Raw genomic sequence first — 23104 nt, forward strand, 5'->3', positions numbered from 1 at the left:
ACGGCACATGCGCTCAACAAGTCTCGGCCTGGGCTGGCCAAGGTGGGAGCAGGTCACCTACGGCGTGGAATCGTGTCCACCTTGTCCCAGCCACGGCGGCGTTCGCGGGATCCTTTGTGGTCGTCACGGCTGCGGTAGAGGATGTATGGACAGAAGATGTATCCAAGTAGAGCGGTGAATACGTGCACGAGCCGGGCAAAGGGCCCATAACAGGCTGATGGCTGCCAGTGCATGGTATTGGTAGCTTGATGGAGCATGGACCATCAGTTCGGGCTGGGGTTGAAGAAGATGCCACGAAACTGTGCGTCAGTCCGCGGTGATGACGCGCGTGGAGTCGGCTGTCGATCAGCGAGCGCTGACGATTCATCGGAACCGGGCGTCGATGACCGCGCGGGGAAGCTGTGCGGGGGTTGGGTAGGTGACAAGGACGCGGCAGCCGTCGGGATCGACGCCATCGACGAAACTGACCTCGTTCGCGGTGTTGGTGTAGGTAGTGGAGCAGTAGGTGCGGAGTCGGTGTTCGATTCGGTCGAGTTCTGTTTTGCTGTCGGCGGACCAGACGATTTGCTCGACGCCCAAGTCTCCGATTTTGCGCCTGCGCGAGGTTTCGCTGACCCGCAGGTACAGCTGGAAACCCGCGGGTGTCAGCAGCAGCGCCGCATCGGGTTCTTGGAGCGCGACGCGGCATTCGAATACGTCGCAGTAGAAGCGCTGCGAACTTTGCAGGTCCGACACTCTCATCAGGCACGACCCGGCCCGCACGGTACCCATCTGTTCCCCTTTCACCAGCCCCACCTGAATCCCACGCTACCTCTGTCGCGCGACGAGACCTGTTCGAAGTCGTCAAGGCGCCACAGCACTTTGTTGCGCGGCGACAACCTCGAGGTCACAGGATGCGGGTGACCTCGAGGCGAACTCTGCGCGAATCAGCAGGCACATCGAGATCACCCTCGGCGGCGGGGAGACCGTCTGATGGGTCTAACGGAGCACGGCCGTCACTGCGCACCGACTGCTGCGGCACCGGGCAGGTACCGCAACAGCACTTCCGGGTCGGCCAGTTTCACAGGATCGACTCGCCGACGGGAACGCACCAATGCCTCGATCGCGTCGGTGACACCCCAAGTGTTGACGTTCATGCCGGCCAGAACCCGTTGGTCTTGCAGCCAGAACGCGATGAATTCACCGGTGGTGACGTCACCGCGGAACACCACACAGTCGTAACCGCCGTGCGCGACATAGCCGCAATACTCCATTCCGCTGTCGTATTGATCGGAGAAGAAGTAGGGCACCCGGTCATAAGGGATGGGTTTGCCCATCATGTTCGCTGCGGCCACCGGCCCCTGGTTGAGGGCGGCCGACCAGTGCTCGAGACGCAAGTGGGCACCCAGGTGCGGGTAGAAGGTGTTGGCGAGATCGCCCGCGGCGAACACGTCAGGATCGCTGGTGGCCAGGTATTGGTTGACGACGACGCCGTCCTCGACCGTGAGCCCGGCGGCGTGGGCCAGTTCGGTGTTGGGTGTGATACCGATCCCGACCACGATGACGTCGGTGTCGAGCACGTGGCCATCAGTGAGAAGGACCCCGGTAGCGTTTCGGCCGTCACCGAGGATTTCGACTACTCCGGTATCGAGTCGTAGCTCCACGTCGTGGGCGCGGTGCAGGGCAGCGTAGATGGCGGCCACCTCCGCACCGAGCACCGACAGCAGCGGCAACTTGCTTCTGCCCACCACGGTGACCTGACATCCCGCGGCCCTAGCCGCGGCCGCGGTTTCCAAACCGATCCAGCCCGCCCCGACGATCACCACTCGCGGTCCCGCAGCGAACGCGGCCTGCAAGGACTCGCAGTCACCGACTCGGCGCAGGTAATGCACGCCGTCGAGGTCGGCGCCGGGCACGTCCAGGCGCCGAGGTGAGGAGCCGGTGGCCAGGAGCAGCTTGTCGTAGCCGATCCGTTCGCCGCCCTCGATCCTCACCTCGTGAGCTGGACGGTCGAGGGCGGTGACGCGGGTTCCGACGCGAAGGTCGACGTCGTGGTCGGTGTACCAGTTCGGCGGATGAAGGTAGATCTTGTCGCGTTCGGTCGTGCCTTGCAGGTAGGACTTCGACAACGGCGGCCGATCGTAGGGGCGGTCGAGCTCGTCTCCGAGCAGGACCACCCGGCCCTCGAAACCGTCCGTGCGCAATGCCTCGGCGGCTTTTGCCCCGGCCAGGCCCGCGCCCACGATAACGAATGTTTGCTCTGCAGGGCTCATCTCACATCCTTGTCTACGGTGCTGTCCCGGCAGGAGGTCGCGGCGGCAGCGGCGAAGCCCGTGTGGTGGACCACCACGCAACACTGGTCTGGCTGCGGGTCCAATTCCGCGTGCGCGTCGGGCTGGGTGCTTGCGGTGATCGCGCCCTCGATCAGGCGTAAGTTCAGCCCGCACACCAGATCCTGGTGGTCCTGGGCGAGGACATGAAAAGGGCAGTTGCGTAGGTTGACACAGCCGTCCCCGACCCGAGGTAGGTAGCCGCAGCTCCGCAACGCCGCCAGCAGGTCCCCTCCGGCGGCGGTAGTCGCGATTCTGCCTGCGTCGTGGGCGGTTTCGTGCACCGCTTCGCGTACCGCGCCACTGGTGTCGCGTTCGATCGAGGAAACCAACAACCGGGCCAGCAGCTCGTAATCTCGTGGCGGCACGCTCACCGACAATTCTTTTGTGGCCCGGGCGTAGAACTTCGCCGGACGCCCCGCACCCGGGCCGCTGCGCCCGGGTGGACGGTGGTAGCTGACCCGCACCAGCTCAGCCTCGGCCAACTTGTCGAGGTGGTAGGCCGCCAGCGTCCGGCTGATCCCGGCAGCGGCTGCACCTTGCTCCCGCGAAACCGGGGCGTCGCTCTCGCTCACGTACTCGTAGAGCGTGCGCCGCAACGGATCGTCGAGGTTGCTCAGCGCTGCCAAAGCCGCAGGACTGGCGGACCGAGGAGTAGACACACCTCGACTCTAACACCAAAAAATATTGACAAATAGGCGTGGAGAACAGATTCTAAAAATAGAAACTATTACTCTTACAGGAGGGTTTCCGTCATGAACGCTTCGACCTCGCAGGTCTCGACCCCCGCGCCCCACAGCTTCGGAGAGGCTGTGCAACGCGCACGCAACGACCCCGGATATGCGGCGTTTATGCTGCTGCGCATCGGCTTCACCGTGCTCCCGATCGTCTTCGGCATCGACAAGTTCACCAACGTGCTCACCACCTGGGAGAACTACCTGGCACCGTGGATCGCCGACCTGTCGCCCTTCACAGCGCAACAGACGATGTGGGTAGTCGGGGTGATCGAAATCGTCGCGGGCCTGGCCGTCGCGATCAAACCGCGCTACGCCGCCTTCATCGTCGCCGCGTGGCTGGCCGGTATCGTGATCAACTTGCTGAGCTACCCAGGCTTCTACGATGTCGCATTGCGCGATTTCGGGCTCATGCTCGCCGCGCTCACCCTGGGACGGTTGGCCCTCGCCTACGACCCGGCCTGGCGTCGCCGCACCGCGCCCGCCCATAACCTCAGCGCCGCCTGAAGCTGCGAATCCTGCCATTGCAGTCAGTCCTTGCCTGTCGGTGTCGCCCGGAGCGGGGTGGGGTTCGGGTCCAACAGCCACCCCGGCGCAGGGCGGCCGGGCGCGCAGCCGCCATACCGCTCTGGGCAGAATGGAATGTATGAGTGAATTGACTCCGATTACCGCCTGGAAGGCCCTGCGCGAGGGCAACGACCGGTTCGTCGAGGGCCGCCTGCACCACCCCAATCAGGGGGCCGCGGACCGGGCCGAACTTGCGGCGGGTCAGCAGCCGTCTGCGATCGTGTTCGGCTGCGGGGATTCCCGGGTCGCCGCGGAGATTGTTTTCGATCAGGGTCTCGGGGACATGTTCGTCGTCCGCACCGCCGGACACGTCGTCGACGCCAGCGTGCTCGGGTCGATCGAGTACGGCGTGGCGGTGCTGCACACTCCGCTGATCGTGGTGCTCGGCCATGACAGTTGCGGGGCGGTGCGAGCCACGATCGATGCCCTCGACACCGGCGCGGTCCCCGGCGGTTTCATCCGCAGCGTCGTGGAATTGGTGACACCCTCGATCCTGCTCGGCCGACGTGAGGGCCTCGAGTCGGTCGACGACCTCGAAGCCCGCCATGTCGCCGAGACCGCGAAACTGCTGCTGCAACGTTCTCAGATCATCGCCGACCAAGTCACGGCCGGAAAGTGCGCCATCGCGTGCGTCACCTACACCCTTGCCGACGGCAGGGCCAAGCTGAATCAGGTTCTCGGCAACATCGGCGAACTCGAGTAGCCGCCCCCGCGCTGGGCCGCGGTATGTGATTACGTGTTTCCAGGCATCGGTCGCCGACGGAATCTGTGCGTGAGTCCAAACCCGACAATCTTGGTTTGCGTCATAGAAGCCTGCGAGTGCCGCCGTCACCGTCGACCGATGTCGTCGACCGCACCGTCGAAACCCAGGAGCCCCGTCGCGCACGGCCTGTTTCCCGGACATGGCTCACCGCAGGCGAATGTGTCGCACCCGAGCAGCAACAGACCCGGAGGACGATGATGACAACTCGACACATTGTGCGGATCCGCAGGGTCTATGACGACCCGAGCCCGCGCGACGGTACTCGCGTGCTGGTCGACCGGCTCTGGCCCCGCGGGGTCAGCAAAGCCAGCGCCCACCTCGACGAATGGTGCAAACAGATCGCCCCGTCAACCGAACTGCGCCAGTGGTATAACCACGACCCAGAACTCTTCGACGAATTCGCCCGCCGCTACCGCGCCGAACTGAACGAGCCCGAACGCGCCGAAGCGCTCGCCCACCTGCGCGAACTGGCCGACGAGAACGATCTCACCCTGCTCACCGGCACCAAAAACCCCGACATCAGCGAAGCAGCCGTACTCACCGAACTCCTCGCAACGGCCGGCAGGCCCCCCGAACAGTGAGCGCACTACATCGTCGGTTCGGCAAAGGAGCGCTCTTGTGGTGACGTTGGACCGGTTGGCGAACGTGCTGAGCCGCTACGGGGTCCGGCTGCGGCTGGGATCAGTGCCCCGGACCACCGAACTGCGCAGCGTGGTCATCCACCAAGCCGATGCAGAACCGGCCGAAACCGGCGATGTGCTGCTGGGAATCGGTGCCCGTTCGACAGCCGAAGTCGCGGACTGGGCAGTGCCCGCGCGGGCAGTGCTCGCGATCATCCGCAACGACGACGAGACCGGGGACGAGCCGGAGCCCGAGGGTGTCGCGGTTCTGATAGTGGACCCCGCGGTGGCCTGGAGCGAGGTGGCAGCGGTGGTCTACGGTCTGGTGCTGGAAGGCCGCGAGACCGAAGCCGGGCGCGGCCCGACCGATTTGTTCGCCGTGGCCGACACCCTGGCCGACGCCGTACAGGGGGCGGTCACGATCGAGGACCACCTCTCGCGTGTGCTGGCGTACTCCAAGCCACGACAGCATCTCGACCCCGCCCGGGTCGAGACCATCCTGAGCAGACAGATGCCCCAACCACTGCGTGACATGTTCGAAACACATGGCGCCTTCACCCATTTAGCGGTCTCGAACGAACCCCTGTTCGTACCCGCACAACCTGAACACGGCATGACTGGACGGACGATCATCGCAGTCCGCGTCGGACGCCAACTACTCGGCTCGGTATGGGTGTCCGCGCCCACACCGCTGCACGGACCGCGACGCACAGCCCTGACCTACGGTGCCCGCACCGTCGCCCTGCACCTGCTGCGCTCCCGAGCCAGCGCGGACCTGGAACGCCACGTCGAATCCGAACTGGTGATCCGACTACTCGAAGGCGCTGCGGACGCAGCGACAGCAGCCAGCAGACTGGGGTTGGCACCATCATCGCTACGGGTGATCGCGCTCCGTGCCCGGTTGGCCGAAGATCAGCACGCCGCCCTCCTGCAGGTCTTCGAAAGGGCGACGACCGGCTTCGGCTGGTCCCGTGCCGGGCGCAGCGCCCTGGTCGGCGACACCGTCTACACCGCCCTGCCCGCAGACCGACCCGGACCGGCACGACACTGGATCAGCGAACTACAAGCAGCACTGCCCGACCAGCTGACGATCGTGGCCGGCATCAGCGGTAGCGCCCGCGCCACGGAGCTGGCATCGGCGCGCCCCGAAGCCGACGAATGCCTGGCGCTACACGAAACCCGCCCACCCGCGGCCGAATTCCCCGCCTACGACGAATCCTGGGACGAGATCCTGCTGCAACGACTACGCACCGCAGGCCTTTCCGGACGTATTCCCGCGCGGGGACCGGTACAGGAGTTGCGACGCTACGACCGCGAACACTCCACCGAATACGTCGCGACACTGCACGCCTGGCTACAAGCCCAAGGCGACCCCGTCACGGCAGCCGCACAGCTCGGCGTACACGAAAACACCATCCGCAACCGGCTACGCAAAATGGCACAGGTCACCAACCTCGGTGTAGACGACCCCCGCAAACGAATTGCGATGATCATCGAACTCGCCGCCACCGACACTGACTAGCCCCCCACGCATTGTCCGATCAACACAATAGGGTGCTACCCGGTTGTGGGCTCCGAACAGCGAGTCGACACGACGTCTGCACCATCATGGGATGTGAAAGACAACGACTCATTGTGGAGGTGGATACCGATGCATCAACGGCGGGCGCGGCCACCCCTCCTGGCCCGGCCGCGCCCCACCCAGTCCCTGACGCCGTGCCCGACCTCGATCAACAAACGTCGACACGGCACGAGGGCACCTGGCGATACCGCAAAGTCCTAGGCGACTCGAAGCGTTGGCTGACGCCGGGGCCCGACGAGTTAGCGCCGGGTTCGGGTGCCGCGGCCCGTCCCTGACGACTTCCTCCATCAGAAACGCGCAGGCCAACCATCGTCACGGCCGAACCGCGTTGCGTGAATGACCCCTCACGCAACGCAACCCATTTTTGCGACCACATCTGGGGACCAATATGACCCACACACTCACCGCCCCGAGCGGCCGACTCCATCACCACTTACCCGCCTTGCATGCCGTATTGAACCAGCTTCGCCGGTTCCGCCTACAGCAGCTGGCCGAACTCGACGCCGAGATCGACGGCACAGCGGTGGTCCCCGCCAACGCGGGCGACGCAGCCAGACGGGAGGTGACCATCAAGCTGGCCCTGGCCGCGCGACACGCGCTGTCCGACATCGACGAAACCCTCGCCCTCCTCGCCACCGGAAAATACGGCCGCTGTCGTGGCTGTGACGCGGAAATCTCGATCCAGCTACTGCGGTCCATTCCCACGACACGGTGGTGCTTGAACTGTCGCCAGCAGCAGCTCAACCGCCAAGGGCCACAACCCCAAGTACAGCGAGTCGCTTCGCGTGCATGACTTAGTACTCCAGCATCACTTCGTGATGTATTGCCTGTCTTCGCTGGTAGTGGGCCTGTTTAGCGCAATATTGATGTCTTCGCCGCCAGATCGACCAGCGGCGTGCCGAGGTCAGGCTCGGAAGCGGGGTAATCACGTGTGCCAAGAGATGCTTGATTTCACCGAGCGTGAGTGGAATGAGGCCGCTGTTAATACTTTTGGGGATACAGCGGCCGTCACCGCGAGGTAGGTATGGGCGAGCATCGCGAGGGTGGTGTGCCGATACCAACCCTCATAGCGGCGGACCTGGTATTGATCGAGCCCGACCTCGGTCTTCGCGGTCTGGAAACAGTCCTCGACCGCCCATCGGGCACCCACTGGGGCGCCGCACAGGTAGTACGCGACTTCGCGTTCACCCTTCGTGTTGCGGGTCAGCGACCGACGGGCCATCAGCCAGCGTCGCCACCCGGCGCCGGCGTCACTGACAGTCGGCAGTGTCGCCACGGCCCAGTCGAACAGTCGCGGGCCCTTCGCGCCTTCGCCGCAGCTCAGCCGCTTCCATGCCTCCGGTGGCGCGTCCGCGACGACCTGGTCGGCACGCCAGCTACCCGATACCGACACGATCGGCGCGCTGGTGGGTACGGCCACCACATACCCCGATCCGCCGCCAGCGTCGGAACTTCGAATCACCGCCATAGGCTTCGTCGGCACTCACCCAGCGTGCTGACACTCCAGCATCGAGCGCTCGCGCCAGCATCCTTTGTGCCAAAACCTGTTTCGTGGCGAATTTGACTTCGTCGGGCACCCCGGCCTCTCCGCACCGGTCCCTATCGGCGGTCCAGGACTTCGGCAGATACAACTCCCGATCGATCGGCGTGCGACCCTTCACCGTCGTGTATGCACAGAACACACCGAGCTGACAATTCTCCACCCGACCGGCCGTTCCAGAGTATTGCCGTTGTACCCCAACGGATTTCACTCTCTTCTTCAGGAATCCCGTCTCATCGACCACCAGCACACCATCCGCATCACCGAAGTGCTCGACGGCATAAGCACGCGCGTCGTCACGGACTCCGTCGACGTCCCACGCGGCCTTGTTCAGCAGCCGCTGCATCCCGTTCGGCGTCGGATCACCCGCGGCTTCGGCCGATGAAACCGCTGCGCGACCGCCCGAACAACCCCTCAAGCCCAGCCGTCCACGCAGCCAGATCCTCATCAACCAGCACGAAACCCTATGCTACTCAACAACATAACGAAGTGATGCTGGAGTACTAAGCGCGAGATCCGGGGTTCGAGCACTGATCTCGCGGCCCAGCGGTCTAGGGCTGTGAGACTGCGACCATAAACAATTCTGAGCTTGCTGCGAACATTTACGAAAGGCCCCGCCGATCGGCGGGGCCTTTCGGACCGGACAGTTAGGCCTGAGGTCAGAGCGACGCTCTACCGGCTGAGCTACACCCCCATGTGTTGAGGTGACGGAACTCGAACCCGCGACCTTCGCAGTTGCCCCGAACGGTGCACCCGGACATCGACAAACGAGATCGCAGGCCGCTCACACCGGCACGGTCGACGCTGCGGGCTTCCTGCGCCGCTTTGACTACCGTGCACAACAGCCAGGCTGACTCCGACGCCACGGGAGAGGTTGGGCCGAACCGATCAGCTTCCCGCACGGCGAGCATGTCGCCAGGCCTCCTCCTCCCGAACGGAGTTCAGACCACGGCACTCCCGCCGTCGAGCATCGCAGAAGATGCTGTCTGCGCTCTGTTCCCGCCGTCGAAGCGACTATGTCGCCGATCATGCTTCGGCGTGGTCGACAGGTACCGAGTTGAGCTATCAGTTGCGCGAGCGGATAAGACGCACCGTTGCCGGCGCGAAAACGAGCATCACCGCCGTCGACACCCCCCACGACCAGATAGCGTCAGTGGTGAACGCGCCGGTATCCGCGGCGGCGCGGACGGCTGACACCAGGTGTGACACCGGGTTGACCTCGGTGAACGTGCGCAACCAATCCGGCATCGCGACCGGCGGGATGATCGCGTTCGACGCGAAAGTGAACGTCATCAGGATCATCACCGAGATACCCTGCACGGCCGACGGCTTGGTCACCAGGATGCCGACGGTGGCGAAGACCCAGCTCATCGCGAACGTGCAGTAGATCACCAGCAGTACCGCTAGCAACAGCCCGATGGGCTGCTCCGGCCGGTAACCCATGGCCACGCCGGTCGACACCACCAAGCCACCAGACAGCACATAGCGCAGCATGCCTGCCACCAGCGTGCCCGCCACCGGGGCCAACCGGGACACCGGCATCGACACAAAGCGGTCGAACACCCCCGTTTGTATGTCCTCGCACAGATGGACACCGGTGGCCACCGCCGCGGTGAGCACGATCTGCACCAGCACTCCGGGGATCATATGTGGCAGGTAGCCGCGAACGCTGCCGGCCAGCGCTATCCCGAACAGATTCGCGAACAACACCGGCCCGACGATCGGCCACAAGATGGCGTCGTACAACAACTGTGGGCTGCGCCGGTAATTCAGTATCACCCGGTAGGCCATCACGCCTGCCTGGCGCACCGCAGCGCGCGGACTCACCCGGGTGATCGTGGGGGCTACGGAGTCGGGAGTGGCTGACAGTTCCGTCGTGACAGTCATGCAAGCTCCTCAGTCTGGATCGGGTTGCCGGTGATGGTGAGGAACACCTCGTTCAGATCCGGACGGTCGACAGTCATGTGCTCGAGGGCGATGTCGTGCCCACGCAGCGCCACCAGCACGTCGGTGACACGATCGACGTCGCTGAGCGCGGTGGTGATCTCGCCGTCCAAAGCCGACACCGACGGTTGTGCGGCGGTAATCCGTCGCAGCACATCGACGGCCTCACCGCGACGGTCACCGTCGCGCAACCTGATCCGCAACACAGCGCCGCCGATGGAGGACTTCAGCTCATCAGCCGTGCCCTCTGCTACGACCGTGCCGTCATCGATGATCGCGATCCGGTCGGCCAGCGCGTCGGCTTCCTCCAAGTATTGGGTGGTGAGCAGGACTGTGCTGCCGCGCGCCACCATCGTTCGCACGGTGTCCCACATGCCGATTCGGGTGTGTGGATCCAGCCCGGTGGTCGGTTCGTCGAGAAAGATCAGCGGCGGCGACCCGAGCAGCGTCGTGGCGATGTCGAGGCGGCGGCGCATACCGCCTGAGAGGGTGCGTACGGGCCGGGTCGCGGCGTGGCCTAGCTCGAACTGTTCGAGCAGTTCGTCGCCGCGCCGGGTGGCCACGCGGCCAGACCAGCCCAGCAGCATGCCGAAGATCATCAGGTTCTCACGCGCCGACAGATTGTCGTCGAGGGACGCGTACTGGCCGGTGATCCCGATCATCGAGCGCACGGCGGTTGGTTGCCGCACCACGTCGTAGCCGAAGACCTCGGCGCGGCCGCGGTCGGGCCGCAACAGGGTGGACAGCAGCCGCACCGTAGTGGTCTTCCCAGCGCCGTTGGGGCCGAGCAACGCGAATACCGAACCGGCTGGGATCAGCAGATCCACCGAACGCACGGCACACAGTGAGCCGAAGTCCTTGCCGAGCTGATCTGCGCGGATGGCGGGGGTTTCGCAAGTCATGACGGAGTCTTTCGGATGGTGGTCATCGGACGATGTGGGGTTCGAGCCCGTATCCCCGGAACACGTCGGACACGACATGGGCGAGGTCAGTGTCATCGGCACGCGTGGTCGGGTGCCAGCCACGTATCGAGAGCCGGATTTTGCCGGCGATCTCGACGGCGGCGACGGTGAGCACTCCGCCCCGTTCACACAGCTCCTCTTCCGACTCGAGTCGCTGATACGTGGTGTGGTACACCAACACCTCTGTGGCTGGCGCCCCGTCGATCCGCAGTACCGCATCGTCCATGGCGCCGGGCAGTGAACATCCGGTAGACAGGTAGTCGGCGGCGAACACCGAACGCACCAAAGTCGGCAGCAGTGATCGTGGAAGCACGGCCGCTACCGTGATGCCCGCTTCGGCGGAGCGCTTCCATGACGGGTCGGTGAGCATTTCCTTCATTCGGCGGCGCAGGGGTAGCAGATCGGCGAGAGGTCCGTCCTGTACGTCGACGTCGAGATGGATTTCGGTGAGTGCGTTGGCCCGGAAGTCGTCGGCGGTGCGGGTGTTCACAGCGATGGAGACGCCAGCCTTACCTTGCTCGTCGGTGCGGCCCAGGGCGGTAGCGATGCCGGCACTGATCGCGACCGCGAGGGTGCTCGACGAGCCACCGCGTTCGTCAGCCGCGGCCTTCCACTCCGCAGCGGGCACAGTGGCCCCGACCACCGGGATGCGGGGGCGTTCGGACCACGTCGGCAAGCCCGTCGCCACAACGCCAGCGGACAGCACGTTCCGGCGTTCGTTGGTCGCCGTGAGTGCACGAGGGAGCGCTTTGGCGGCACGGATGGTGCGGCGCACGGCTGAGTGGACTTCATCGGCGAACAGGCGCAGGCGGCTGTATCCGTCGGAGTCGTAGGTGGGCGCGAGATGTAGGCCGTGCACGGCGGCGGCGACCGCGAGATAGGTGCCGAGTCCGTCGGCGAGACTGTGCGACACCAGCAGCGACACGACCGCGGTGTCGTTGTCGAGTGCAGCGGCCGTCAATCGCCAGGCTGGACCACCGTAGACGGACAACTCGGCGCAGGCGCGCTCGGCGATCCATTCCTGCAGTTCGGCGCGTTTGACCTGGTCTGGTTCGACGACGAGGTCGGCGAACCGGCCGACGGCGGTCCAGCGGTCGCCCGCAGGACCGAACGCGGCGGGCACAATGGTGCGGCTGAGCGGTCCGCGCCGCAGGGCCTCGTGGAAATCGTGGAGTCCGGCCAGGTACACCGCGCGGTCGTAAAGCCATACGCAGTGGATGCCGACCGGCCCGCGGATCTTCTGGGTTCGGGCGCTCAGGCAGTCCAAATCGGCGAGACGGGAATTCATCGCACCTCCATGACGTGGGGTTGCGCGATCGCGGTCATGGTCTCGCGCAGCGTGGCCAGGTAGCGGGCGGCCGTCGTGCGCGCAATTGGCGTGTCGGGATGCTGCATCGTGACCTCGACTCGGTCGGCGTGTCGGTCGAACCAGGTCTGAGTGCTGCGCCCCATGGGTCGTCGGAAGCGGAAACTGTAATGGGCGTGTAGATTCGGCAGACCGGCGCTGGGCAGGCGACGCAGATCCAAGTACGACACCATCGGCGTGATCGGTGGAATGCCGGCCGGCTCGGTCGCCAGCAAGTCCAGCATGGGTATGGCGCCGAGGACGTGGGTAGCGCGCACTGCGGCTGCGGCCGCGGCCGCGAGTTCGTTGAATCCATCTCCCTCGTCGCGTTCGATACGGGTCGGCGCGATGTTCACGAACCATCCTTGGGCGGTGGCGAATCGGGGCTCCAGCCGGGTGCTGCGCAGACTGAGCCACTCGTGGATCCGTCGGCCATCCAGCGCGGCCTCGGTGAGCGCCAGCGCGGCGAACAAGGCCGCGCCGAAGCCCGCGCCTGAACTGTGGCACCGGCTCTCGAAGTTCGCGGCGCCGGTCCCGTCGAGTAGTGTTGTCCGGCTCAGGGTGCCAGGTGCGGTTTCCGCGCCGGACAGGCCGAACTCGATCGGTGGCTGCGGATATCCATTCGGATGTCGCCGCATGGCCGCCACTAGGTCACGCACCGCGGCGATATCGGTGTCCGCGGCCTCCAACGAGTCCGGTTCGACCCGGGCGAATTCCACGAAACTGCCCGGTTCGGCGAGTTCGGGCACGGTGCCCGCTCGATACGCCTCATATGCGGTGGTGAGTTCATAGATCGCCTGGTCGAGCGAATTGCCGTCGGAGTTGACGTGATCGACACCGAAGATCACGGTGCAGTCGGTGCCGTGATCTACGGCGCAGACGAAGAACGCGGGCCATCGAGCTGTGTTTACGCCGTGCAGTCGGCCCGCGTGTGCGTCGACGACCCGCGTCACTGCTTCCCGGAGGTCGGCGGATCGGGTGTATCGCACCCGATCCGCGATCCGCAACCCGATGGGGCCGTCGTCGGCGAGGTGCCGAACAAAGCCGGTGCCCGCGAGACTGTCGGGGCGGAACCAGGAGCGCAATGTTTCGTGCCGTCGCACGAACGTCTCCGCGGCGCGCTGCAATGCGGCCTCATCCAGCGGGCCCGCAAGTATGAACGCACGCACACACATGGCGGCCGGAACATTGCCACGCTGCCGCTCGGCGTAGCTGTGCCGGAGGTGGAATCGCTGCACGGCGGTGGGCTTGACGGTGGAAACCGGTGCGTCGAGCATTCTCCCCACCGCGTCATCGGTCGGGGTAATCTCGATCAGCACGCCGGGCTGGGGCGCCCATTCGTCGATCATGATGATTTCCATGGCATTACGCGTTGGGTTCTTCGTCGGCGACAGCGGAGGCGTCGTCGGTATTGGTTGCCGTGTAGTCGCCGGTATCGACGATCGTTCGCAGTACGGTCCGCAAGTGAGTGAGCAACTCGGTGACCGATTCGCGTGCAGCCGACGTGTCCGGGAAGCGGACCGCGACGAAGGTATGGTCGAGGTCGCGGGTGAACCAGAACGGCGTCAGCCCGGACAGTTGGTTGCGCGAGCCCATGATGCTCACCGACACCTCGTTTTCGAGCCGCAGCGCACGCAGGATTTGACGGGTGTCGGCATAGGAGATCTGGCGCCATTCGCTGGGCGTGGGCACCGGTCCACTCACCCGCGCATGCTCGAGCACGCCGTGCAGCGGGACCCGGGCCAGTGGCTTGATCGAGTCACACGCGGCACGCGCGGTGCCGACCAATTCGCTGAACTGTGCCTTGTGCCCGACCTCGAACGACACCGGCAGCAGGTTCACAAACCAGCCCTGCGCCATCAGATACTGCGGTTCGTTACGCAAGCCGTACACGCTGAGCGCCGTGAAGTGGTGGTATCCGGCGAGCTCGAGTTCGGTCAGGGCTAGCGCAGCGTACAGACCGCTTGAGAAGTTGCCGCCGTGCGCGGCGCAACGTTCGCTGAAAAGGTCGGATTCTGTATCATCGAACAGCGCGAGCTGGACCTGGCCACTCGGCGCGGTCTGTCCGTGTTCTAGGCCGAGGTCCACCGGCACCGGGCGAAATTCGGCCGCCGCGCTGCGCAGGGCGGAAACGAATTCGCACACCCGCTCGGCCTGCGGGCCGACATTGCCGGTGTACTCGTGTTCGGTGCGAGCGAATTCCACGAAGCTGCCCACGTCGGTCAGCGATGGTGGTTCGTTGCCCTGTTGGTAGGCGGTGTACAGCGTGCGTAATTCCAGAAACGCAGGGCCCATGGACAGTGCGTCGCTGTGTGCGTGATCGACGCTGAAGATGACGGTGAATCCGCGATCTCCGTGGTCGATGGTGGCGCATACGAAGCCGGGCCAGGCTAGGGCGTCGGACCGTTCGATGAAGTCGGGCAACAATTCAGCGCGGATTGCATCACCGCAGTCGAACGTGCCGCGTTCGACGGTGGTGAAGGCGACGTCTTCGGACCGATATTCGTGCCGGATCAATTCGTTGTCAGCGGCGGGAGCGAACCAGGACCGGAATGTCTCATGGCGCAGGATGAATGCCCGGAACGCTTCGCGCAGCGCGGTGCGGTCCAGCCGCCCCGGCAGCCGAAAGGTCAGGACGAGACCGGGAGACGGGCGGCGGCCCGCACGGCGCAGCTCGATGCAGCGTGTGATGTGTGCCCGTGTCAACACCGACGGCGGCACATCGCTGGCCGGTGCGGCCGCTGCGGCAGCGATCGCGTGCGCGTCGGGCCGAAATTCGAGCAGTTCGCCCGCCTCAGGGGACCAGTCCTCGATCGAGAGGTCGGTCTGAAGGACACTCATGTAGCGGTCGCTTTCTCAGGTTGGATCGTGCGGCGAGGGTGGGGCACTTGTGCGGTCACACCAAGCCCGCGCGCTGAGTGGGGCACTGCGCTAGGTCGATGTCGCCGTGGTGGGCGAGTTCGGCGAGCAGGGCGCGCAGGCGCAGCACAGTTGTGTGCACGTCCTCAGCCGATTCGGCGGTGTCGGGGTAGCGAGCGCTCACGCTCAGACCCTGATCGGTTCGGAAGAACCAGAAGTAGTGGTCGTCGGGGGAATGATTGGTACCACGCAGGAACGAGAACTCGGCAGGGCGATGAAGCCGGTGGACAGCACGCAGATCCATGAATGACGCGAAGAAGGCGATATGCGGTTCGATGCCAAGCAGTTCGCAGGCGCGCCCGAAGGGAACGCGGATCTCACTGCGAGCCCAGCGCAGTTCGCTGCCTGCGGCTGCGATGAGCTCGCCGAAGCTCGCGGCGGTCGCGGTGTGGATGGTGACTGGGGACAAGTCCACGAACCAGCCGGCAGTGTTGGCGTTCATCGCCGCGTCGGCACGGGTGCAGCGGGGTACGACTGTGCGAAAATCCTCGCGGCCAGACAGTGCGGTGGTGACCGAACCGAGTCCGGCGAGCAGGGCTGCGAGTAAGCCGGTGTGGTGGCTGCGGGCGATGGCGGTGACTGCGGTGGCCTCGTCGGCGTCGAGCAGCGGTAGCGACAGAGTTCGTTGAGGTGTCCGCAGACCGCCACCATAACCACGGGCGAGCGGAAACACGCAGGCATGTGCGGGGGCGAGAGTGGTGCCGAACCGGTCCGGTTCGGGTTCGGCGACGAATCGCCGCCACGGTTCGATCGCTGGATGGTCGCCGGGAATCTGGTCGGAGTGGGCGCGCTCGGCTTCGCTGAACTCCAAGTAGCTGCCGACCGCGGGAAGGACGGTATCGGAGGCGCCGGTGCGGGCCTCGTCGTATAGCACAGCGAGTTCGGAGGCCACCAGTGCCACGGTGTAGCCGTCCGTGATGGCGTGATCGGCACCGAACACGACGGTGAATCCACCCACGCCAGCGATGGTGATGAACAGGTAGGACGGCCAGTGCAGCGGAGAGGTCTTGGCGGAGAGCACTCGATCTGCATGGCGTCGTGCGGCGGTCTCGTCGAGGTTGCCGATAGTCCGGGCGCGGACACGGACTGCGGCGGACTCGAGGGTGTACCGAGTAGGGGTACCGTCCTCGACGGTAGCGTGGCTGCGCAGTACCTCGTGCCGCCGGATCCAGGTGCTCAGCGTGTTGCGCCAAGCTTCTGGGTCGAACGGACCGACAATGCGGAAGGCGCAGCCGATCCAGGACTGATCATCGGGCGGTGGCGCGTCGAGAATGCCGCGCAGGTGCCGTTCGTGGTTATGTGAGATGCGGCGCTGATCGAGAGAGCAGCTCATTCGCCCCGGTTCGGTGTGAGGCGACCATTCCACGACGTGTCCGCCGGGAAACGCATAATCGGCGAGTTCGGTGAACCTCATCAGGAACTCCTCTGAGCGCAAGCTCGACTGCTGCGGCTGCGGACCAGCTGGGCTGAGCGCACCCGAGAAGTCCCCCGCAGTCGTGACCGGTCGGTGTCACGTCCCGTCGCGGGGGTCCGGGCGTTTATCAAGATTCCGTGGCGACTCATGAGAGACATGACAGGGAGTGTGCACCCGATCACATATGCATGGGCCAGTTACCGGCTCTCGGTCGGTTTTTTTGGATTAAGCAGACCATACGTACAGGTAGTCGAGAAAATTCTTGGTTATTAGTCCGATTTCTCCCGGGCATATACTCCGCATCTCGAGCGTTCGCCAGATTCAGTTGCACGCCTCGAGCGTGATAGGTCCACGCCGTGCTGGGGGGTCGATGACTTCGCGCTGCGCCGCGGTGGCGGCACCGATCAGGCAGGCTGGGTGGGGCTCGCCGGGGTCGCGGCCAGCGCCCTCGCTGTCGCGGTCGGGCACCTGCCGACCAGCCGCGAACGCACCGGTCCACCAGCCGAAATCCAAAGCGCCGCTTAGCCGAAGCGACGCTCTGGCCCCCGACACCGGCGGACCCCACCGCATGGGCAAAGTCGGCACGGTCGATCGATGGGGCGACCACCGCCGCAGCGTCGGGGTCATCGCTCCAATTACGCATCGTGGCGCGGAGATCCACCGTGGCCGTCGCTGAGCAGGTCGGCGGCGGAATCGACTTCGTTCATCGACCCGGTAGCTGGTCGGACAGCCAAGGTGTGGGCGAAGTGTCCTCGCCCGGGGGCGGCTACAGTACGGGCGCGCCGCCGCTTGTGGAATTCTCCATAATTGCGGGCCGGATGCATTTGGGCAAGTCTCCAAATATGCGCTGAACATGATCGTGGATATATCCGAATTAACCGTTCTAGCTGCATATATTCCGCCGACTGAATTGTTCCCGGCACGTGACATCGAACCCTCTTCTGTGCTCTGATGTGCCCCGCCCCGAACCCGGGATTCTGTATTAACGCAATACCTAGGATGTTTCATGAGCTCCAGAATTCTCCGCACGTTCGGCGTCACCGCGGTCGCGGCCGCCGCAATCGCACTCACCGCGGGCGCCGCCGCCGCGGCACCAGAGGCCGCACCGGTCTCAGGATCGGTCGAGGTGTGCCTGCCCATTCCGGTCGGCCCGATCGAGCTCAGCATCTGCCTGTGATCGTGTCCTGAACTGGGATTTCGGCGGCGGTGACGACAACGGGATCGCGCGGGTCTCCGAGCTCACCGCCTGGCGGTTTCCCGGGCCGGGCGCGCGGCCGGATCCGCCGGTTCCGCGCCCGGCCCGCCCCGGAAAGCGAGGGTTGCGTGCTCGAAGTGCTGGCGAACGCGTCGGCGTTCCATGCTGCGGTGCGGCGTCGTGATATCGCGGTGGCGGTACTGTTCCATGCCCGCTGGGATTCCAATTCCCGCATGCTGCTGGACGAATTCGAACGGTACGCGCGCACTGCCGACGCACGGATTATGTGCGCGGCGATGGAATTCGACGACTGGTCGAAGGTCGTCGAGCAATATCGGGTCACCGCGCTACCGACGATATTGATATTCACCGGTGGCCGGTTGTCAGGCCGCATCATCGGCGCCAGAAAGGCTGCACGGGTGCGCCGCGATATCGCCCGGCATCTTCCGGCACGATCCGGCACCTCCACGCATGGCCAGGGGCCGCGAGCAAGCGACCCGGACGACCGGATACCCGGTGAGCCAAGGCCCGCACTGTGATCTCACCCAGGCAGAGTTGTCGCAAGCTATAACGTGTCCCAGTGATCTCTTATCGGTCGTCACAAGCGAACACTGGTCGACTGACGCCTACTCGGCAGTAACCTGACCTGATCCCGCGACCTCGCGGGAGTGAAAAAGGAGTCGCCGATGACTGCCAACGCTGCCGCTGAGCCGTTCCTGACACCCGCAGGCCGACCGGTCTCCACGCCGCTCAAAGACGTCCGCACCGTCTCCCGCCAGATGGTCGGCCATTTCATCGAGAACGTCGTGCCGTGCGCAACGCTGCCTGGCGAAGCCCTCGACGGAGACATCACGACCATCACGAAGGTGTGCCTGGAACTGACCAGGAGCATACTCGACGGGCGGGACCCGCAGGGACGCACCGACCGGGTGCAGGCCGCCGCAGCCGACTGGGCGCGGGAGGGTATCCCGATCGGGACGGTCAATCACGCCATCCACGAAGGTTTCAAACTGGGGTTCGATCTGCTGCTGGCCAATGTCAACACGCTCGACTCCGATACCGTCGCCGGGGTGGCGCGACGGTTGATGGACGCGGTGGACATGATCACCACGGCGGTCACGGTGGCCTACTTCCGCGAACTCCGATCGGTGGTCAACGAGCATCACACAGCCGTGCACACCCTCACCTCCGCCCTGCTGGGCGGACAGAACGTGGCCACCATGGCCAGGGAATGCGGTATCGAGGTCTCCGACCAGTACCACGTGCTCGGGATCATCCTGCTACCACACGCCGAGGAATCGACGTCATCGCTCGACGCGAAAGTCGTTGCCCGGCGCAAACTGCGGCGGGTGCAGGCGAAACTAGCCGACCGCTGCGGCGGCAAAGCACTCTCCCTGCTCAGTGTGGACGGCGGCACCCTACTGTTGCCCGCCACCGACTACACCGACACCGAACTCGACGATCTGATCGCCAGCCTGTCCATCGCCGCGCAGGCGCCGGTGCGCGCGGTCGCGACCGTGGCCGCACGCACCGAGATCCCCCGCGCCGCTGAACAAGTGCACGAACTACTCGACATCGTGCACGTCACCGGCGCCGACAATAAGGTCTACCGACCGCACGAACTGGCGTTCGAATACCAGCTCACCCGACCCGGCCCAGCCCGCGACGCACTGGCTTCCGCAGTGGACTCGCTCGAGGAGAACCCGGAACTGCTACACACCCTCGAGGTGCACATTTCGACCAACCTGCAACGCTCGCGCACCGCGCGAGAGTTGTTCGTGCACACCAACACCGTGGACTATCGGATGAAACGAATCGCTCAGATCACCGGATTCGACCCCGGCGATCTCACCGGACTGTGCTACCTCCGGTCCGCTCTGCTGATTCGTGCCTACCGCCGACCGCGCGGGGCGACGACGAATCGCCACGTCGTTAATGGCCAGCGGCATGCCGTTTGACCTGGACGGTGCGCCTCCTAGTGGTCATGCTCGCGCTGTTCGTCACCGTTGTCGGCTACGAGTATAAATCTGACGGAAATACTTGACAGCCGGACCTCCTGGGCCGTAGGGAGATTCGGTCAATAGACGCCCATTGGATCGCGAGGTGCGTCGACGCCTCGCGGTCCTTCGTCATGTCGAGGAAGTCAGCGGCAACGTCGCGCGACCGTGTCAATAGCCGAAGATGCAAGCGGCCCAAAGGATCTCCCCCAAGCTGAACGAAGGGCGCGAGGATCGTATCGACCACGGTGGGCATCGCGTCGGGCCCCGGGGTCGCACGCGCCAGGCCATCGGCCCACAGCGGTCCCAGTCGATCCTCGATCAGCGCACCGACCAGGGCTTCCTTCGATCCGAAGTGGTAGTGCACCGCGGCCGAGTTCGCCCCCGCCACGGTACAGATGCCACGCACCGACACCTCGTCGTACAGCTCGGTCAGCAGCAACGACTCAGCAGCGGCCAGCAGTCGCTGCAGCGTCCCCGTCTTGACCTCATCGACCATGCTCAGAAGTGAAACATGTTTCAATCGGCAATTCAATCATTGATTGAATCAGTGGTTGGGCCATCGGATCGGCACAGATCGACAGGCGTGGTGATCTCCCTACCGAGGGCTGCCAGCCCGGCTACGGTGCGGCCGTTGCCTCGCTGACGAGGACGGCGGCGACGCGGCCCGCGTAGTCAATGGCGGTGGCCGGTTCGTCGCCTGCCTCGACTCGGCGCACGCACGCGTCGACCAGCGCCTGTATCGACGCCGTCACCAGGGCGGGATTCGTCACCGCCGCTGCGGACAGTTCCGCGCGCAGGAGGTCGGCCAGTTCGGTGTGCAGCGCGATCACCCGCGCCCGCGCGCTCGCCGAGAGGTTCATCCGCGAGAGTGCGGTGCGCCAGGCGTGATCCCCGTCGACGGCCAGTTCGATGTTGGCGCGCACGTACGCCACCACGCCTGCGGCTGGTGTCGGCGCGGCCTCGATCGCGTCGCGGACCGCGCTCGTCCAGCGCGGGAAGCCTCGGGCGGCCACCATCTCGATCAGGTCGTCGATCGAGTCGACGTAGCGGTAGATGCTGTTGCGGGCGATTCCCGCGCGGGCCGCCACGGCCCCGGCGGTCAGGGTGGTGCCGCTGTCCTGTGCCAAGAGGAACTCGGCGCTGTCGATCAGTGCCGCGAGTACTTGGGCGCGATGCGCGCGGACGCTGTCCGCATTGATCTTGGGCATGGGCCTCGGCTGCCTCCTTTTCCCCGTGTCTGGTTCAAGTTCGGGTACGTGCTAGCGTGCGTCGAGCTCTTGGAGACACCCTGTCTCCAAGATGACTTCGTGTGCGGCCGGAACCTGGTCAGATCTGCGCCGCGCACCCGACGACATGGAGCTACTGCGATGAACGACTTTAGTGGGATCGACGGCTTCCTCGGCACGAGGGCGTCGTTCGCGATGGACATGATGGTGACGTTGATGGTGCTGGTGGTCCTCGCCCTCGGGTGGAGTGTGTACCAGGTCAAGGTCGGCCGGCGGCTCCGGCTGCACCGCGGGGTCCAGCTCGGGTTGGGTGTCGCGCTACTGGTTGCCGTCGTGCTGTTCGAGCTGGATGTGCGCTTCAATGGCTGGCAAGAGCGCTCCGCGGGAGTCGTGGGCGGCACGGCGTCTACCGCGGTGTCGACTTCGCTGGCGATCCACCTGGTGTTCGCGGTCACCTCGGTACTGCTGTGGCCGGTGGTGATCGTGCGGGCGGTGCGCAATTTCGGCAATCCGCCGCACCCGGGCGCGCACGCCGCGTGGCACCGGCGGTGGGCCAGGGTCGCGGCGATCGACATGACGCTGACCGCAGTGTCCTGCTGGGTCTTCTACTGGCTCGCGTTCGTCGCCTGACCGGCAACGGAGATCCGCACATGAGGAAGGCCACCTCGCCACCGCCGATGCCTTAGTACTGCAACTGCACTCGCGTAGTTCGGTGCTGAAAGACCTGTCGGGTGGTGTTGGATCGGGCTGTGGCCGAACTGGATTCGTTGATGGATAGTGGCGAGTCCCTGATAACGAGTCCACCCGGCAGTAGAGCCGGCTCTGGTCGCGGGTCTGGAATGTAAGAACGGGTGGACTCTGGCCGAACGCGCTGGTGAGAGGGTTCCGGATGGAATGCAGCGGCTGCTGCGCGCTGCGGACTGGGACGTCGAGGGCGTGTGTGGCGATGTGCGCGACTTCGTCGTCGAGCATCTCGGTGATCCTGGCGCCGTGCTGGCCGGTGACGAGACAGGTTTCCTGAAGAAGGGCATCAATCCGCTGGCGTGCAACGTCAGTACTCCGGCACCGCCGGACGCACGGAGAACTATCAGATCGGCGTGTTCTTGGCCTATGCCTCCCGACACGGGCACGCTCTGATCGACCGGGAGGTGTAACCGGTCCATGGTGTCGTCTGGGCGTCGAACTCGGCGGCGTCGTGGGTCGCCGGAGGCCAGGACCGCGGCGGCGGCCGTCGCCATCGCTACCGCCGCCGCACCCATGCGGGCAACGATCGGGCGCATGGATTCGGGAACGACGTGCTCGGGATGGCGACGACGCGCGATGTCGGCGATGTGCACGGTGAGCGCGCCTATTCTGTGCAGGTTGGCGACCAACTGGAGCGCGGTGACGACTTTGCGTAGCTCCCCAGCCACCGGCGATTGCAACGCCAACAACGCCGCAGCGGTGTCGTCGCACCGATCGCGCGAGCCGTCGAGTTCCTGACAGATCTCGATCGCCCGCTCGCACTGCTGCGGATCGGCGTTGAGTAGCCCGCCTGTCGCGGCCGCGATCGCCGCGCGATCACCCAAGCACCTTGTGTCGAACTGATCGGCGAGCTGCTCGAGGTCTTCATAAAAGCGTGTTCGCATAGCTCATCGCCCTGCGGCCTCGGTCGCACTCATACTTGCCGCGACCCGCCATCTACTGACATCCCGACAACAGCCCATTATCCGCGGTAACTCCCTCAGCGCCGGATTTCGCAGGAGTAGGCGTCAGTCTTTAACGTCGAGTTCAGCTGCCTGCGGGATCCGCTGGCTCGTCGCCCAGCTGACGGCCCTCGTCGGTCGGCCGGGCTTGTCGGCCGATATCGCCGGAGTCGTTTACGCCGTCGTGCCGAGACGATAAGTCGGTTCGCGGGGCAACTATGAGGACGAGGCGGTGGTGTTCCAGCGCGCGCGGGCGGCGGCGAACAGGTCCACACACACCGTCACGAGGTCGGCGGGGT

At 65.2% G+C, this 23104-nt stretch carries 20 protein-coding genes and 3 pseudogenes; 10 read left to right on the top strand and 13 right to left on the bottom strand.

All coding sequences use genetic code 11. From position 1 onward, the window contains the following. Positions 1 to 363: 363 nt before the first annotated feature. From NS1_RS36945 to NS1_RS36955, 3 genes are all read right to left on the bottom strand, one after another. The gene (locus NS1_RS36945; RefSeq protein WP_062992196.1) at positions 364 to 771 is read right to left on the bottom strand and encodes a VOC family protein; all 408 of its coding nucleotides are present in this window, start codon (positions 769 to 771) and stop codon (positions 364 to 366) included. Between the two features lie 224 nt (positions 772 to 995). Further along, positions 996 to 2252: an NAD(P)/FAD-dependent oxidoreductase gene (locus NS1_RS36950; RefSeq protein ID WP_062992157.1), complete on the bottom strand. Its 1257-nt coding sequence runs from the start codon at positions 2250 to 2252 to the stop codon at positions 996 to 998. Beyond that, entirely contained in the window at positions 2249 to 2971 is a 723-nt protein-coding gene (locus NS1_RS36955) for a helix-turn-helix transcriptional regulator (RefSeq protein ID WP_062992159.1), read from the bottom strand. Before NS1_RS36955 ends, NS1_RS36950 begins: the two co-directional genes overlap by 4 nt. A gap of 93 nt (positions 2972 to 3064) precedes the next feature. On the opposite strand from NS1_RS36955, the gene NS1_RS36960 reads away from it, so the two are divergent. From NS1_RS36960 to NS1_RS36980, 5 genes are all read left to right on the top strand, one after another. After that, the gene (locus NS1_RS36960; protein WP_062992161.1) at positions 3065 to 3550 is read left to right on the top strand and encodes a DoxX family protein; all 486 of its coding nucleotides are present in this window, start codon (positions 3065 to 3067) and stop codon (positions 3548 to 3550) included. 139 nt (positions 3551 to 3689) lie between these two features. Continuing rightward, positions 3690 to 4313 (top strand): carbonic anhydrase, encoded by a 624-nt coding sequence (locus NS1_RS36965; protein WP_062992163.1) that lies wholly within the window; start codon positions 3690 to 3692, stop codon positions 4311 to 4313. Between the two features lie 257 nt (positions 4314 to 4570). Continuing rightward, on the top strand, positions 4571 to 4954 hold the full coding sequence (locus tag NS1_RS36970) for a DUF488 domain-containing protein (RefSeq protein ID WP_062992198.1): 384 nt from the start codon (positions 4571 to 4573) through the stop codon (positions 4952 to 4954). 37 nt (positions 4955 to 4991) lie between these two features. Further along, positions 4992 to 6515: a PucR family transcriptional regulator gene (locus NS1_RS36975; RefSeq protein WP_062992165.1), complete on the top strand. Its 1524-nt coding sequence runs from the start codon at positions 4992 to 4994 to the stop codon at positions 6513 to 6515. Between the two features lie 448 nt (positions 6516 to 6963). Next, complete coding sequence (locus NS1_RS36980) at positions 6964 to 7368, top strand: TraR/DksA family transcriptional regulator (RefSeq protein WP_157125601.1); 405 nt, start codon at positions 6964 to 6966, stop codon at positions 7366 to 7368. Between the two features lies 1 nt (position 7369). On the opposite strand, the pseudogene NS1_RS39670 reads toward NS1_RS36980, so the two are convergent. From NS1_RS39670 to NS1_RS37020, 7 genes and pseudogenes are all read right to left on the bottom strand, one after another. After that, positions 7370 to 8555: pseudogene (locus tag NS1_RS39670) on the bottom strand (IS701 family transposase). Positions 8556 to 9180: 625 nt separating this feature from the next. Beyond that, positions 9181 to 10002, bottom strand: coding sequence for an ABC transporter permease (locus NS1_RS36995; protein WP_062992171.1), 822 nt, complete (start codon positions 10000 to 10002; stop codon positions 9181 to 9183). Beyond that, entirely contained in the window at positions 9999 to 10961 is a 963-nt protein-coding gene (locus tag NS1_RS37000) for an ATP-binding cassette domain-containing protein (RefSeq protein WP_062992173.1), read from the bottom strand. The genes NS1_RS36995 and NS1_RS37000 overlap by 4 nt, the downstream gene beginning before the upstream one ends. A gap of 22 nt (positions 10962 to 10983) precedes the next feature. Beyond that, entirely contained in the window at positions 10984 to 12309 is a 1326-nt protein-coding gene (locus NS1_RS37005; RefSeq protein WP_062992175.1) for a hypothetical protein, read from the bottom strand. After that, a complete protein-coding gene (locus NS1_RS37010; protein ID WP_169812881.1) occupies positions 12306 to 13715 on the bottom strand; it encodes a non-ribosomal peptide synthetase in 1410 nt (469 codons plus the stop codon). The genes NS1_RS37005 and NS1_RS37010 overlap by 4 nt, the downstream gene beginning before the upstream one ends. A gap of 16 nt (positions 13716 to 13731) precedes the next feature. Then, the gene (locus NS1_RS37015) at positions 13732 to 15207 is read right to left on the bottom strand and encodes a condensation domain-containing protein (RefSeq protein WP_062992179.1); all 1476 of its coding nucleotides are present in this window, start codon (positions 15205 to 15207) and stop codon (positions 13732 to 13734) included. A 55-nt stretch (positions 15208 to 15262) separates the two neighbouring features. Next, the gene (locus tag NS1_RS37020; RefSeq protein WP_062992181.1) at positions 15263 to 16699 is read right to left on the bottom strand and encodes a condensation domain-containing protein; all 1437 of its coding nucleotides are present in this window, start codon (positions 16697 to 16699) and stop codon (positions 15263 to 15265) included. A gap of 1006 nt (positions 16700 to 17705) precedes the next feature. Here NS1_RS37020 and NS1_RS41095 point away from each other — a divergent pair. The 3 genes from NS1_RS41095 (at position 17706) to NS1_RS37035 (ending at position 19852) form a co-directional block, all read left to right on the top strand. Continuing rightward, entirely contained in the window at positions 17706 to 17876 is a 171-nt protein-coding gene (locus NS1_RS41095) for a hypothetical protein (protein WP_169812882.1), read from the top strand. Between the two features lie 146 nt (positions 17877 to 18022). Continuing rightward, the gene (locus NS1_RS37030; RefSeq protein WP_169812883.1) at positions 18023 to 18433 is read left to right on the top strand and encodes a thioredoxin family protein; all 411 of its coding nucleotides are present in this window, start codon (positions 18023 to 18025) and stop codon (positions 18431 to 18433) included. A gap of 147 nt (positions 18434 to 18580) precedes the next feature. Beyond that, positions 18581 to 19852 (top strand): PucR family transcriptional regulator, encoded by a 1272-nt coding sequence (locus tag NS1_RS37035; RefSeq protein ID WP_062992187.1) that lies wholly within the window; start codon positions 18581 to 18583, stop codon positions 19850 to 19852. 55 nt (positions 19853 to 19907) lie between these two features. Here NS1_RS37035 and NS1_RS37040 read toward each other — a convergent pair whose 3' ends face one another. Both NS1_RS37040 and NS1_RS37045 read right to left on the bottom strand, forming a co-directional pair. Next, positions 19908 to 20390: a TetR/AcrR family transcriptional regulator gene (locus NS1_RS37040; protein WP_062992188.1), complete on the bottom strand. Its 483-nt coding sequence runs from the start codon at positions 20388 to 20390 to the stop codon at positions 19908 to 19910. A 121-nt stretch (positions 20391 to 20511) separates the two neighbouring features. Beyond that, a complete protein-coding gene (locus NS1_RS37045; protein ID WP_062992190.1) occupies positions 20512 to 21102 on the bottom strand; it encodes a TetR/AcrR family transcriptional regulator in 591 nt (196 codons plus the stop codon). A gap of 159 nt (positions 21103 to 21261) precedes the next feature. Between NS1_RS37045 and NS1_RS39675 the strand changes: the two genes are divergently transcribed. Beyond that, positions 21262 to 21750: a DUF420 domain-containing protein gene (locus NS1_RS39675; RefSeq protein WP_063816373.1), complete on the top strand. Its 489-nt coding sequence runs from the start codon at positions 21262 to 21264 to the stop codon at positions 21748 to 21750. Between the two features lie 101 nt (positions 21751 to 21851). Then, positions 21852 to 22271, top strand: a pseudogene (locus tag NS1_RS40630) (transposase); the annotation flags it as partial. Between the two features lie 180 nt (positions 22272 to 22451). Here NS1_RS40630 and NS1_RS42585 read toward each other — a convergent pair. Continuing rightward, a pseudogene (locus tag NS1_RS42585) lies at positions 22452 to 22748 on the bottom strand (PhoU domain-containing protein); the annotation flags it as partial. Positions 22749 to 23104 lie beyond the last annotated feature (356 nt).

Origin of the sequence: Nocardia salmonicida NBRC 13393 (assembly GCF_001613085.1) — a bacterium.
Classification (GTDB): Bacteria; Actinomycetota; Actinomycetes; order Mycobacteriales; family Mycobacteriaceae; genus Nocardia; species Nocardia salmonicida.